At 44.8% G+C, this 12,284-nt stretch carries 16 protein-coding genes; 14 read left to right on the forward strand and 2 right to left on the reverse strand.

Annotated elements, in window-relative coordinates:
* Positions 1–4: 4 nt before the first annotated feature.
* A complete protein-coding gene (locus NYE36_RS07520; RefSeq protein ID WP_007409612.1) occupies positions 5–868 on the reverse strand; it encodes a metallophosphoesterase in 864 nt (287 codons plus the stop codon).
* A gap of 144 nt (positions 869–1,012) precedes the next feature.
* On the opposite strand from NYE36_RS07520, the gene fadH reads away from it, so the two are divergent.
* The 14 genes from fadH (at position 1,013) to NYE36_RS07590 (ending at position 11,309) form a co-directional block, all read left to right on the forward strand.
* A complete protein-coding gene (gene fadH, locus NYE36_RS07525; protein WP_003154618.1) occupies positions 1,013–1,777 on the forward strand; it encodes a 2,4-dienoyl-CoA reductase in 765 nt (254 codons plus the stop codon).
* Between the two features lie 113 nt (positions 1,778–1,890).
* Positions 1,891–2,439 (forward strand): hypothetical protein, encoded by a 549-nt coding sequence (locus NYE36_RS07530; RefSeq protein WP_031378778.1) that lies wholly within the window; start codon positions 1,891–1,893, stop codon positions 2,437–2,439.
* A 141-nt stretch (positions 2,440–2,580) separates the two neighbouring features.
* The gene (locus NYE36_RS07535) at positions 2,581–3,801 is read left to right on the forward strand and encodes an EAL-associated domain-containing protein (protein WP_122503879.1); all 1,221 of its coding nucleotides are present in this window, start codon (positions 2,581–2,583) and stop codon (positions 3,799–3,801) included.
* 443 nt (positions 3,802–4,244) lie between these two features.
* Positions 4,245–4,484: a DUF1797 family protein gene (locus NYE36_RS07540; RefSeq protein ID WP_003154613.1), complete on the forward strand. Its 240-nt coding sequence runs from the start codon at positions 4,245–4,247 to the stop codon at positions 4,482–4,484.
* A gap of 122 nt (positions 4,485–4,606) precedes the next feature.
* Positions 4,607–5,125 (forward strand): ribonuclease H-like YkuK family protein, encoded by a 519-nt coding sequence (locus NYE36_RS07545; protein WP_144463978.1) that lies wholly within the window; start codon positions 4,607–4,609, stop codon positions 5,123–5,125.
* Positions 5,126–5,265: 140 nt separating this feature from the next.
* Positions 5,266–5,457, forward strand: a complete 192-nt coding sequence (abbA, locus tag NYE36_RS07550) for an antirepressor AbbA (protein ID WP_007409618.1) — start codon at positions 5,266–5,268, stop codon at positions 5,455–5,457.
* A 143-nt stretch (positions 5,458–5,600) separates the two neighbouring features.
* Positions 5,601–6,044, forward strand: a complete 444-nt coding sequence (gene cbpB / locus NYE36_RS07555; protein WP_003154608.1) for a cyclic-di-AMP-binding protein CbpB — start codon at positions 5,601–5,603, stop codon at positions 6,042–6,044.
* 139 nt (positions 6,045–6,183) lie between these two features.
* Positions 6,184–7,065: a transcriptional regulator CcpC gene (gene ccpC / locus NYE36_RS07560; protein WP_007611101.1), complete on the forward strand. Its 882-nt coding sequence runs from the start codon at positions 6,184–6,186 to the stop codon at positions 7,063–7,065.
* A 112-nt stretch (positions 7,066–7,177) separates the two neighbouring features.
* On the forward strand, positions 7,178–7,651 hold the full coding sequence (locus tag NYE36_RS07565) for a flavodoxin (RefSeq protein ID WP_012117440.1): 474 nt from the start codon (positions 7,178–7,180) through the stop codon (positions 7,649–7,651).
* Positions 7,641–8,534, forward strand: coding sequence for a sialidase family protein (locus tag NYE36_RS07570; protein WP_094032399.1), 894 nt, complete (start codon positions 7,641–7,643; stop codon positions 8,532–8,534). The genes NYE36_RS07565 and NYE36_RS07570 overlap by 11 nt, the downstream gene beginning before the upstream one ends.
* A 26-nt stretch (positions 8,535–8,560) precedes the next feature.
* On the forward strand, positions 8,561–9,016 hold the full coding sequence (locus tag NYE36_RS07575; protein WP_033574618.1) for a flavodoxin: 456 nt from the start codon (positions 8,561–8,563) through the stop codon (positions 9,014–9,016).
* 81 nt (positions 9,017–9,097) lie between these two features.
* Positions 9,098–9,808 carry a 2,3,4,5-tetrahydropyridine-2,6-dicarboxylate N-acetyltransferase gene (gene dapD / locus NYE36_RS07580; protein ID WP_007409623.1) on the forward strand — a complete coding sequence of 237 codons (711 nt, stop codon included), beginning with the start codon at positions 9,098–9,100 and terminating at the stop codon, positions 9,806–9,808.
* Between the two features lie 70 nt (positions 9,809–9,878).
* On the forward strand, positions 9,879–11,003 hold the full coding sequence (locus tag NYE36_RS07585) for an N-acetyldiaminopimelate deacetylase (protein WP_094032400.1): 1,125 nt from the start codon (positions 9,879–9,881) through the stop codon (positions 11,001–11,003).
* Between the two features lie 60 nt (positions 11,004–11,063).
* Positions 11,064–11,309 carry a YkuS family protein gene (locus tag NYE36_RS07590; RefSeq protein ID WP_003154596.1) on the forward strand — a complete coding sequence of 82 codons (246 nt, stop codon included), beginning with the start codon at positions 11,064–11,066 and terminating at the stop codon, positions 11,307–11,309.
* A gap of 33 nt (positions 11,310–11,342) precedes the next feature.
* On the opposite strand, the gene NYE36_RS07595 is transcribed toward NYE36_RS07590, so the two are convergent.
* Positions 11,343–12,149 (reverse strand): mechanosensitive ion channel family protein, encoded by an 807-nt coding sequence (locus NYE36_RS07595; protein WP_025649509.1) that lies wholly within the window; start codon positions 12,147–12,149, stop codon positions 11,343–11,345.
* Between the last annotated feature and the right edge of the window lie 135 nt (positions 12,150–12,284).

The raw sequence follows: 12,284 nt of genomic DNA on the forward strand, positions 1-12,284 counted from the left end.
AGTCTTATTTTTGCTCGGTTTTCAATGTGAACAGCGTGATTTCCGGTCTGGCTAAAAATCGATACGGCAGTCTTGTCGTACCGAGCCCGCGATTGACGTAAACGCCTGTGTCATGCAGCGTATACATGCCGTCGGTATACGTTTTTCCGTAAGGAGGCGTAATAAGAGGGCCGAAAAACGGGAGCTGGACCTGGCCGCCGTGAGTGTGTCCCGACAGCTGGAGGTTTACGGGATATCCGCCTATCTTGAGAGCGGCATCAGGCTCGTGGACGATTAAAATGGAAAACGCATCTTCGGAAAGGCGTGACAGGGTGCCTTCATAATCGGGTTTTCCGAGCATTACATCATCCAAAAACGCGAATTCAATCCGGCTTCCATCTGTCAGCTGCACCTGACGGTAGCCGTTTCGAAGCACTTGAAAATCAGCCGCTTCCATCAGAGCCTTGTACGTGTTCGTACCGTAGCCTCCGTGGTCATGGTTTCCGTAAACACAAAGTTTGCCGAAGGGAGCTTCAAGATTTTGCAGCACGGCGAGTGCATGCTGGTGATCATTAAATAAATGCGGCTTATCAATTAAATCTCCCGTAAAGATGAGCAGATCGGGTTTCAGCTGATTGATCTTTTCCGCTGCTTTATTCAAGTCACCGGATGTAAACACATCACTGAGATGCGTATCGCTGAATTGAACGATTTTAAAATTGTCAAAACCGCGGGGGATCAGGCGGCTGGTGATTGTATGCCGGGTGATCTCAATCATGCGCGGTTCAATATACCGGGCATAGCCGTAACCTCCGCAAGCCATTGCGAGAGCTGTACCCAAAATGCCGAATCCTCTTTTTAAAAATGTTCTTCTGGTCATTTTCTCCATATGTAAAACCAACCTTTGTCAGAGTTGTTCTATTATATCATCAGCTTGGCTGAAAAATCCCTTCTCAGCATGTAATGACGCGGAAAGACATCTGTGATAAAATTATGAATGATTATTCATTCAATAAAAAGGGGTGGGTTTGTTATGGATAAGAAAGCGGTAATCATTACAGGCGGTTCAAGCGGCATGGGAAAAGCAATGGCGAAAAAACAGGCTGAATTAGGATGGCACGTCATGGTGACAGGGAGGAACCATGAAGCACTTGAGGAAACAAAAAAAGAAATTGAGACCTTTGAGGGGCAGGTCGCCTGTTTTCAAATGGATGTCCGTTCTGATTCCGCCGCTTCAGACATGATTACAGAAGCGAAAAAAGTCTTTGGCCGGCTCGATGCGCTGATTAACAATGCGGCCGGCAACTTTATTTGCCCGGCAGAGAAGCTGACACCCAATGGATGGAAAGCTGTTATTGAGATTGTTTTAAACGGCACATTTTTCTGCAGCCAAGCAGCGGCAAGGCATTGGATCGAGCAGGAGCAGAAGGGCGTCATCTTAAATATGGCCGCTACATACGCATGGGGAGCGGGAGCGGGTGTCGTTCATTCCGCTGCAGCCAAAGCGGGGGTATTGTCACTGACAAGAACGCTGGCCGTTGAATGGGGGAGCAAATACGGCATCCGCACAAACGCGATAGCCCCAGGCCCGATTGAACGGACAGGGGGTGCGGAGAAGCTGTTTGAATCGGAAAAAGCGGTGTCCCGCACTATGAACAGTGTGCCGCTCGGCCGGCTGGGCACACCGGAAGAAATCGCCGCGTTGGCAGCGTTTTTGCTATCTGATGAAGCGTCCTATATAAACGGGGATTGTATCACAATGGACGGGGGTCAATGGCTGAATCCTTATCCGTTTTAATTTTTCATATATTGATTATTTTGCAAAACAAGCGAACGTTAAAGCCGCCGTTCGCTTGTTTTATTTTCTATTCAAAATTATGATATAATTTTGAAAGATTAAGGGGCGATTAATTGAAGAAATTATTAAAATGGTTCGTTGTACTATTTGTAAGCAGTTTCGTTATCATCTTTAATATTTGGTACTTTATTATTTGTGCTTTTACTCCGGAGTATTATCAAAATACCAATCTTACATCTGATGAAATAATCAGATTTGAAAAGCTATATCACATCGATTTTCCTGATGAAACGAAATTTATTAAAGCCAGGGAGTATTTGAGTGGGCTCGGAGGCGATACATCGGCTGTATTATATGTGTCTCTGCCAACTAAGCTGGCGGAAACAATTTTATCTGATTATACGTATATGCCAATACATCATACTGATCATGCCGGTTCAATGTATGGAGTTGACGTTTCCGAGAGTGTTGGCGGGTTAACAACTCTTACATTTGGCACTTTAGATAAAAAAGGAACTTTCTTTCAGTTGGAACATGAGGATGATTGGATATATAACAGAACTGATTGGAGCCATTATTTTTGGACAGCTGCCGGTTATAATGCTCTTATATTTATCCTTTTATTTGTGATTGTGAAACAAATGAATAACGTCCTTAATTAACCGGTCTGAAGAGTGATCTTAAAAATGTCCCCCTTTTATTTTAAGCTGCGGCCATACTGCCTCCTTTTCCCCTAATCTAAACATTTGTGGTGCTGATATAATTGTGTATAATCAGACAAAGATAGAGAAGCAGGTGATAACATGTTGGACCCACTTGATATACTGACGAATATTGATGATGTCATTCCGTATTACCAAGCGATTTTTAACGCTGAGGAACAAAGAGTCGTAGGCTACGAAGTGCTTGGGCGGATTTTGGCAGATGCGGAGATTGAGAGCCTCGGGCCGTTTTTCTTAGATTCCGGCATTCCGGAAGAATATAAGCTTGAGGTCGATGACAGAGTCATCAGGCAGGCGCTGGAGCGGTTTAAAGAAGCTGACCGTGATCTGTTGATTTTTATCAATCAGGATGCGAATGTATTGATGCTTGACCACGGCGAAAGCTTTCTTGAGCTTTTGAAAGAATACGAAGAGCAGGGCATTGAATTGAACCGTATTGTGCTTGAGATCACCGAGCACAATTTCGAAGGCGACATTGAACAGCTGTACCATATGCTTGCCTACTATCGTACATACGGCATTAAAATAGCGGTGGACAATATAGGTAAGGAGAGCAGCAACCTGGACAGAATCGCGCTCCTTTCACCGGACCTTCTGAAAATAGATTTGCAGGCGCTGAAGGTATCTCAGCCGTCACCATCATATGAGCATGTGCTGTACAGCATTTCATTGCTGGCGAGAAAAATCGGCGCCGCGCTGCTGTATGAAGATATAGAAGCTGATTTCCAGCTCCAGTACGCATGGAGAAACGGAGGCCGATTTTTTCAAGGCTATTATCTGCAGGCGCCGAGCGGGGATTTTATAGACCGGAGCCTGTTAAAAGCACGCTTGAAAACGGAGTTTCAGCGATTTATTACGAGAGAAAAAAAGAAGCTGGAAACGGTATATGAACACTCTGAGAATTTTTATAAGCGGGTCAATCAGGCAGTTTCCGAGCTGAAGAAAACCCATCAGGCGGACGATGAGTTTATTAAAAAACTGGCGGAAAACCTGACGGACTGCTGTTTCAGAATTTATATGTGTGATGAAGAAGGCTATCAGCTGACGGGAAATGTGTTCAAGCAGTCCGGCGAATGGCTTTATCAGCCTGAATACATGGAGAAAAACTGGAGCTGGCGTCCGTACTTTTTAGAAAATATCATGAAGATGCGGAATTCAAGAAAAGGCTTTTTCAGTGACCTGTACAGTGATATTGAGACAGGTGAGATGATCAGAACCTTTTCATACCCGATGGATGACAATATGTATTTATTTATCGATCTGCCTTACTCTTATTTATATGAACAGGACGGGTTACTTTAAAGCGGCTGCTGTATGCCGCTTTTTTTGTTCATTTGAAAAAAGTTTTAAAAAACGATTGACAATGATACTGATAATCATTATCATTTAGTTATAGAGAGAAGTTACTCTCTGTTCCCCAACCCCTCTATCAGATCAAGATCCGAAAAAACTTGGCGCTACCCCCGCCAAGTTTTTTTATGCTGTCTCCTCATAAAAGGGCTTCTCCTTACATACATCTGATAATGGCGGCTCAAAAAGCGAAAAATTATTTTTGAAAGGTGTATGACATTCCGAAAAAAGCTTCAAACTATTCGAAAACACGGTTTTCCCGTTTATTTCTTTTTGAAAATCCAGCGGGAAAATGCCATCCCGGTCTACTTTATGGTATGATGCTCTGTAGAACTTGTATTATAATAAATACTTGTTGATTTGAAGTTGTTTTTTGAAAGGAGTCTTTTTTTAGAATGTCACAATTAATGGGTATCATCACGCGGCTGCAAAGTCTGCAAGAAACAGCGGAAGCGGCTAACGAGCCGATGCAGCGTTATTTTGAAGTTAACGGCGAAAAAATTTGCAGTGTTAAATATTTCGAAAAAAATCAAACGTTTGAACTGACGGTTTTCCAAAAAGGTGAAAAACCTAACACATATCCGTTTGATAACATTGACATGATTTCTATTGAAATTTTTGAGCTCCTTCAGTAATTTGATTTGATTTTTCAGGCTGACCAAGCTTCCGGTCTTCCGCAAGCGGAGCTTTATTAAATTATGCAAAGGAACGTGCTTGTTCGTTTGGTTGTAGACTCTGGAAAGAGGAGTGTCCGTACATGGCTGATTCTTTTCTGTTTTATAATCTTTCTGAGGCACAGATGACCTTTCAAGACGTGACGGAGCGGCTGAAACGCTTTGTCAATAAAGACCCCCGTTCAGCATACGTGCTGTCTGTAGGGACTGATTCACAAGTTTACCGCGACTTCACAAAGTTTATTACGGCTATACACTTGCACCGTACAGGCAAGGGAGCTTGGGGCTGTTTGAAAAATCATGATCTTGCAAGACCGATACATAGCCTTCACGAAAAAATTTCGCTGGAAACCGCGTTCAGCCAGGAGATGGCTGCGCATATCCTCGACGGCCGTCTTATGGAACTGACAGATTTGCTCTTGCCTTTTGCGGACGAAGGGGCGGATCTTTCATTTGAAGTGCATCTGGATATCGGTCAAAAAGGGCTGACAAAAGAATTGATACAAGAAATGACCGGCCGCATTACCTCGATGGGCATTGAAGCGAAAATCAAGCCCGATTCCTGCACAGCATTCAGTTATGCCAATCGTTACACAAAATAATATTTCATACAGAATCCGCAAAATGTCGAATTATGCGGTTGACGATTTTTTTCTGTTTACTTATTCTAGCGGTAGAGCTGAAAGCAAATTTCACATTGCTTTCGGAGGTATTCAGTTAAAAATAGGGGGCCTGATTACGTATGAGTCTTATCGGTGAACGATTTACGGAAGAAGAACAGAAACTTCTGCTGAATATCCTGATCAATCAAGAATATGCCATTGAGCTTTTGACCAGCGAAATCAACGATATAGAAGCAGGGTCAAAAAGCGTCGATGGAACCACTTATAAAAAACTCGTAACGCTCTATGACCGTTTTCGGAACGAAAATTAATCAGCGGCCTATAAATTGATACTCGATTGCAAAGAGTATCTTTTTTATTGACGGAAACTTTTCGACAAAAAATGATAATGTTTATATTATTGCAATATAGGGAATACATGCTTTGATGAAAAATGTAAAGGGGTCGAAGTGACATGATTAGCTTACAATCAGATCAGCTTCTTGATGCAACAGTCGGACAATTTATGATCGAGGCGGATAAAGTGGCGCACGTTCAAGTCGGAAACAACCTTGAACATGCTCTATTAGTGCTGACGAAAACCGGCTATACCGCCATTCCCGTCCTCGACGCTTCGTACCGTCTGCACGGTTTGATCGGGACAAATATGATTATGAACAGCATTTTCGGACTTGAACGGATCGAGTTTGAGAAGCTGGACCAAATTACGGTTGAGGAAGTCATGCTGAAAGACATTCCCCGTCTCCACATCAATGATCCGATTATCAAAGGGTTCAGCATGGTCATTAACAACGGCTTTGTCTGCGTTGAAAATGATGAAGGCGTCTTTGAAGGCATTTTCACGAGAAGAGTCGTGTTAAAACAGTTGAGCAGTCATATCAGATCATTGAATAAGTAGGCTCGCACGATCAGCCTATTTGTTCTTTTGCATGCCGGAAAAAGAAAACGCATACATATGAGTGGCGCTTGCCTCGGCAGCCTTTATTTTATTAGAATGGTAGATAAGAAATACGAAAGGCATTGAAAAGGAGGACGACATGCAGCTTCAAGAGCTTCATATGCTCGTAGTTTTAGCTGAGGAATTAAACATGAGGAAGGCTGCCGAACGGTTATTCGTGTCACAGCCGGCTCTGTCCCAGCGATTGCAGACCATTGAAAAAGCCTGGGGAACAAAGATCTTTCTAAGATCTCAAAAAGGACTTACGGTAACGCCGGCAGGAGAAAAAATCATACAATTTGCAAATGACGTCACGGATCGGCAAGAAAGAATCAGAGAAAACATTGATGAACTTGAGGGTGAGATTCACGGCACATTAAAGCTTGCCGTCGCCTCCATTATCGGGCAGCACTGGCTTCCGAAAGTGTTAAAAACATATGTGGAGCGTTATCCGAATGCAAAGGTCTCTCTCATTACAGGGTGGAGCAGCGAAATGCTGAAAAGTCTGTATGAAGATCAGGTACATATCGGCATTATCCGGGGAAATCCTGAATGGAAAGGCCGGAAAGATTATTTAATGACCGATCATTTATATTTGGTTGATACGGAAATTTCCTGTATTGATGATATAGCCCATACCGATCGGCCGTTTATCCAATTCAAAAGTGACAGTACATATTTTCAGGAAATTCAGCATTGGTGGCATCAAAAATTCAAAACCTCGCCGAAACAGACCATCCTTGTCGATCAGATTGAAACGTGCAAGCAGATGGCGCTGCACGGGATCGGTTATGCCATTCTGCCGTCAGTCACCTTGGAAGAGGAAGACAAAGTAAATAAAATGCCCCTGCTTGATACAAAGGACCATCCGATCGGCCGTGACACATGGCTGCTCGGATATGAGCCGGCATTTGAATTAAAACAAGTGCAGGCTTTTGTTTCTGTCATTAAAGATATGCTGAAGCAGGAACGCCCATTTTAGAAAGACAGCAATCATGCTGTCTTTTTTTTATTTTTTATTGACAATGAAAATCATTATCATTTAAAGTGTTATATATGTTAATGAAAATCATTATCAATTACGAGGTGATCATATGCAGAAAGCATTAATGATATACGCAAGCATGTCGGGGAATACAGAGGATATTGCCGGCATTATAAAAGAAACACTGAGCGGGCATCAGATAGCAGTTGACTGTCTCGACATGGACGAAGCAGATGCGGATTCTCTCGAAGCGTATGATTATGTTTTTGTCGGCACGTACACATGGGGGGACGGTGATCTTCCTTACGAAGCGGAAGATTTTTACGAAGATATTCTGCACAGCCAGCTCAACGGACTGAAAACGGCCTGTTTCGGTTCAGGCGATCACGCCTACCCGAAGTTTTGCGAAGCGGTCACGCTGTTTTGCGATGCGTTTGAACAGGCCGGAGCCAATTTATATCCGGAAACGCTGAAAATTGAGCTGGCGCCCGAGACGGCTGAAGATCAAGAATGCTGCAAAGAATTTGTCCGCGGTTTTCTTGCATGGGCCGCTCACCACGGAGACCGGTGCCATGTTTCATAAAGGCGCGACGGCTGTCATGGCATCAGTATCTTCGGGATTTTTTGTCGCAGTGAAAGGCGAAGGTATTTTTCATTTTTCGGCGGAAGAAGGCTGGAAAAGACTGTTCCAAGTGAAAAGCAGAATTCATGTGCTGACTTACATAGGGCCCTACATATTCGCGGCTGGAGAAAAAGGCGCCGTCCTCAGATCAGCCGATCAGGGAAAGACTTGGACGGCGTCCCGGTTTCCGACCAGCGCCTCCGTATGGGCCGTTGCCGGGCGGAATAACGGGTTTGTCTGTGCCCACGGCACATACTGCCTCTACTTATCTGATGATTTCGGCGTCACTTGGCATGTGGCTAAGCCCTTTTCACAATTAAAGGAGCCGCCTGTCATCCGTTCGCTTTGTTTACACGGTCAGACGATTTATATCGGCACCCGGATTCATATGAATCATGGCGGCATTTGGGCGTATGATCTGAAGGAAGAACGCATCCGGCGTATAAGCCGCGAAAGGCAGCGCATGACGGCTTCAATGATGATGTATCAGAATGACTGGCTCATTGCAGTAAAGGGCGCGGCAAAGGGAGAACGGGGCGAGGTTGCCGTCCGAAACGTGCGGACGCAAGAGGAGTTTGCCATTACAGCCGGGCCCGCCGTACGGGAAAAATCATTTCTCGACGTTTCTGAGGATAACGGGATTATTTATGTCACATCGTCACAGGACGAAAACGGATTTTCGCGTATTTATCAAGCTGATCTCGCCGCCGGTGAATTAAAGTGGTTTGATACGATCCGCGGTCACGGATGGCGGGTGGCCAACCGGGAAGAAAACTTTTTTTGCGCGGGCCTTTACGAAAGTAAGTTTGTCAGACCGTATGAGGCGGTACGGCTCGCACATTAGTTTTTATGCATAAAGGAGAGACGAAGATGGGGAATGTATTGCTTGTTTACGCTACAATGTCAGGAAACACCGAGGCGATGGCGGATTTAATTGAAAAAGGGCTGATCGAAGCACAAGCATCCGTAGACAGATATGAAGCGATGGATCTTCATGCCGAACTTTTTAATGATTACGAGTATATTTTATTAGGCACATATACGTGGGGAGACGGGGATCTTCCTGATGAAATGCTCGATATTGCTGAAGATATGGAAAACCTGGAGTTTACGGGAAAAACATTTGCTTTGTTCGGTTCCGGAGATACGTCCTATGAGTTTTTTTGCGGGGCGGTTGACGAATTGGAAAAAGTAATCAAAACCCGCGGCGGGCGGGTGGTGCTGCCGTCGGTCAAAATTGAAAACAACCCTGAGGGCAGTGAGGAAGAAGAGCTCCGGGAATTCGGAAGACAGTTTGCCGCGCTGTGCAGCCAGCCGGCAGAATAAAGGCTTGTTCCTTTTTTTCTTGTCTTTGTATCCTTCCTTTGTTACAGTAATGAGGTAGAAAATCAGAGGAGGACAATACATATGAAAATGATGGATGCAAATGAAATTATTTCATTTATTCAAAATAGTACAAAATCAACGCCTGTAAAAGTGTATGTAAAAGGCGATCTTGAAGGAATCAGCTTTGGCGATTCCGCTAAAACATTCCTGAACGGCCAATCCGGCGTCGTTTTTGGCGAGTGGGCTGAAATTAAAAGCGCAATCGAAGAAAACAAAGACAAAATTGAGGATTACGTCATTGAAAATGACCGCCGCAACTCTGCGATCCCGATGCTTGATTTAAAAGATGTTAAAGCGAGAATCGAGCCCGGCGCTATTATCCGCGACCAAGTCGAAATCGGCGACAATGCCGTTATCATGATGGGTGCGTCTATTAATATCGGTTCAGTCATCGGCGAAGGTACGATGATTGATATGAACGTTGTTCTCGGCGGACGTGCGACTGTCGGCAAAAACTGCCACATCGGAGCGGGTTCTGTATTAGCGGGCGTTATTGAGCCGCCTAGCGCTAAGCCTGTAGTCGTGGAAGACGACGTTGTGATTGGCGCAAATGCGGTTGTGCTTGAAGGCGTAACAATCGGTAAAGGCGCGGTTGTCGCTGCCGGAGCCATCGTTGTAAATGACGTCGAGCCATATACCGTTGTAGCGGGAACACCTGCGAAAAAAATCAAAGATATTGATGAAAAAACAAAAGGCAAAACAGAAATCAAACAGGAATTACGCCAGCTGTAAGGAATGGTTTGATAGAATGGGCGTGGATGATAAAATCCACGCCTTATTCTTATCTCAAGGAGGAATACATATGGAAAAAGAGCGGCTCATTGCCATCCGAAGAGATCTGCACCGCATTCCGGAGATCGGCTTTCAGGAATATAAAACCCAACAGTACCTGCTGAATCTATTGAACCAATATCCGGAGGAAAGAATTGAAATCGAAACTTGGAGAACCGGCATCTTTGTCAAAGTCAACGGCACGGCTCCGGAAAAAATGCTCGCCTACAGAGCGGATATAGACGCTCTGTCGATTGAAGAGCAGACGGGGCTTCCGTTTGCATCTGAACACCCCGGTTTTATGCACGCATGCGGCCACGATATGCACATGACCATCGCGCTCGGCATTATTGATCATTTTGTCCATCATCCCGTCAAACATGATCTGCTCTTTTTATTCCAGCCGGCTGAAGAAGGACCGGGCGGAGCGGAACCGATGCTTGAAAGCGATGTGCTGAAAAAATGGACGCCGGATTTGATTACCGCTCTCCATATAGCACCTGAGCTTCCTGTAGGCACAATTTCCACCAAAAGCGGATTGCTGTTTGCCAATACGAGCGAACTCGTCATCGATCTTGAGGGGAAAGGCGGGCATGCGGCATATCCGCATACAGCAGACGACATGGTCGTCGCCGCGAGCACGCTTGTCACGCAGCTGCAAACGGTCATATCCAGAAATACGGATCCGCTTGACAGCGCTGTGATAACTGTCGGAACGATTACGGGGGGCACGGCGCAAAATATCATCGCAGAGCATGCTCATCTGGAGGGAACTATCCGGACGCTTTCCGAGGAATCAATGCGTATGGTGAAAAAGCGGATTGAAGAGCTTGTCAAAGGAATTGAAATCGGCTTCCGATGCAAAGGAAAAGTCACGTATCCGTCCATTTATCATCAAGTTTATAATACAAGCGGCCTGACCGAAGAATTTATGCAATTTGTCAGCGATCATCAGCTTGCTGAAGTGAGAACGGCGAAAGAAGCGATGACCGGAGAAGATTTCGGATATATGCTGAAAAAATATCCCGGCTTTATGTTCTGGCTGGGGGCCGATTCATCCCACGGGCTTCATCACGCCAAGCTGAACCCGGATGAAGATGCGATGGAAACCGCGGTAAATGTCATGGTCGGATATTTTTCGAAGTATGCCAATTAAATCCGAAAAGAAGAATAATCTAACAAAAATTGAGCATTCTACATAACGGAGGTGTTCAATATGACGAAAAAAATTGGAATTGAACAATCTTTATCGGATGTAGAACAGGCGTTAAAACAAAAGGGATATGACGTAGTGATGATGAAGACTCCTGAGGATGCGAAGAATTGTGACTGCTGTGTCGTAACCGGACTTGACAGCAATGTCCAAGGAATTGCCGATACGTCAACTCAGGCTCCCGTCATTACGGCTTCCGGAATGACCGCCGACGAAATCTGCAGCGAAGTGGAAAAAAAATTTCATTAAAAAGAAAAAACCGAAGCTTACGCTTCGGTTTTTCTATTCGGCGGAAGCGGCGTTTTTAAAACGGTCGAGCGCGATTTTCATTTCTCTCCGCAGTACGCGTTCAACCCGCCATTGCTCCATATTTTCTGTTTTGGCAATGATTCTGATCACCATTTCTGACGAGCTTAAATCCTGAACCCCGATGACGTCTGGCCCTTCCTTAATCTGCGGGAGCTCAGCGGCTGCTTTGTCACACGCGGTTTGCAGGATTTGAATGGTTTCATCAAGATTTTTTTCAAGCGGCACTTTAATATCGACAAGCGCCTGCATCGTTCCGCGGGAATGGTTGCTCACATTCGTAATGCCCCGGTTGGGAAGATAGTGAAGCGTGCCGTCAAAGCTCCGGATTTGCGTCGTACGGAGACCGACCTGCTCGACAATGCCGCTGTAGCCGGCAACCGTAATATAATCGCCGACGTCGATCTGTTTTTCCAAAAGGATAAAAAATCCGGTGACGATGTCACTGACAAGCCCCTGAGCCCCGAAGCCGACTGCGAGACCGACCACGCCGGCGCCGGCAATGAGAGCGCTCGGATTGTAGTGAAATAAATCCAAAATCATTACGATAAAAACGAAAATCAGGATGTATCCATATACATTAAGCGCGAGGCTTCGCAAAGTATAAGCGCGGCCTGTGGAGAGGTTGTTTTGTTGCTCGAATTTCTGAAACAGATGCTTGATCAGCTTTTTTCCTGCCGTCCGGAAAATAAAGTACGCTAAAATAATGAGAGCCAGCTTTATGATGAAAATCCCGGCAGATGTGAGAAGCCCGGCCCAGTCAAAGTGTTTTAAATCAATCATAGTGTGTCTTCCTTTCAAGTCTATTGCAGAAAAAGCTAAAAGTGATATACCCGTTTTTAAAATAAGATAAACCTTTTAATAGAAACCAGTTATTTCATTTATGATTTGTTCATATTGCCCGGTTTCAATATCATC

This window comes from Bacillus sp. FSL R5-0593, from assembly GCF_038603755.1.
Lineage (GTDB): Bacteria > Bacillota > Bacilli > Bacillales > Bacillaceae > Bacillus > Bacillus velezensis.

What these genes read in the sequence shown, in the direction of transcription:
- NYE36_RS07520 (WP_007409612.1), bottom strand. Translation starts at nt 868, where the DNA reads ATGGAGAAAATGACCAGAAGAACATTTTTAAAAAGAGGATTCGGCATT.
- fadH (WP_003154618.1), top strand. Translation starts at nt 1,013, where the DNA reads ATGGATAAGAAAGCGGTAATCATTACAGGCGGTTCAAGCGGCATGGGA.
- NYE36_RS07535 (WP_122503879.1), top strand. Translation starts at nt 2,581, where the DNA reads ATGTTGGACCCACTTGATATACTGACGAATATTGATGATGTCATTCCG.
- NYE36_RS07540 (WP_003154613.1), top strand. Translation starts at nt 4,245, where the DNA reads ATGTCACAATTAATGGGTATCATCACGCGGCTGCAAAGTCTGCAAGAA.
- NYE36_RS07545 (WP_144463978.1), top strand. Translation starts at nt 4,607, where the DNA reads ATGGCTGATTCTTTTCTGTTTTATAATCTTTCTGAGGCACAGATGACC.
- abbA (WP_007409618.1), top strand. Translation starts at nt 5,266, where the DNA reads ATGAGTCTTATCGGTGAACGATTTACGGAAGAAGAACAGAAACTTCTG.
- cbpB (WP_003154608.1), top strand. Translation starts at nt 5,601, where the DNA reads ATGATTAGCTTACAATCAGATCAGCTTCTTGATGCAACAGTCGGACAA.
- ccpC (WP_007611101.1), top strand. Translation starts at nt 6,184, where the DNA reads ATGCAGCTTCAAGAGCTTCATATGCTCGTAGTTTTAGCTGAGGAATTA.
- NYE36_RS07565 (WP_012117440.1), top strand. Translation starts at nt 7,178, where the DNA reads ATGCAGAAAGCATTAATGATATACGCAAGCATGTCGGGGAATACAGAG.
- NYE36_RS07570 (WP_094032399.1), top strand. Translation starts at nt 7,641, where the DNA reads ATGTTTCATAAAGGCGCGACGGCTGTCATGGCATCAGTATCTTCGGGA.
- NYE36_RS07575 (WP_033574618.1), top strand. Translation starts at nt 8,561, where the DNA reads ATGGGGAATGTATTGCTTGTTTACGCTACAATGTCAGGAAACACCGAG.
- dapD (WP_007409623.1), top strand. Translation starts at nt 9,098, where the DNA reads ATGAAAATGATGGATGCAAATGAAATTATTTCATTTATTCAAAATAGT.
- NYE36_RS07585 (WP_094032400.1), top strand. Translation starts at nt 9,879, where the DNA reads ATGGAAAAAGAGCGGCTCATTGCCATCCGAAGAGATCTGCACCGCATT.
- NYE36_RS07590 (WP_003154596.1), top strand. Translation starts at nt 11,064, where the DNA reads ATGACGAAAAAAATTGGAATTGAACAATCTTTATCGGATGTAGAACAG.
- NYE36_RS07595 (WP_025649509.1), bottom strand. Translation starts at nt 12,149, where the DNA reads ATGATTGATTTAAAACACTTTGACTGGGCCGGGCTTCTCACATCTGCC.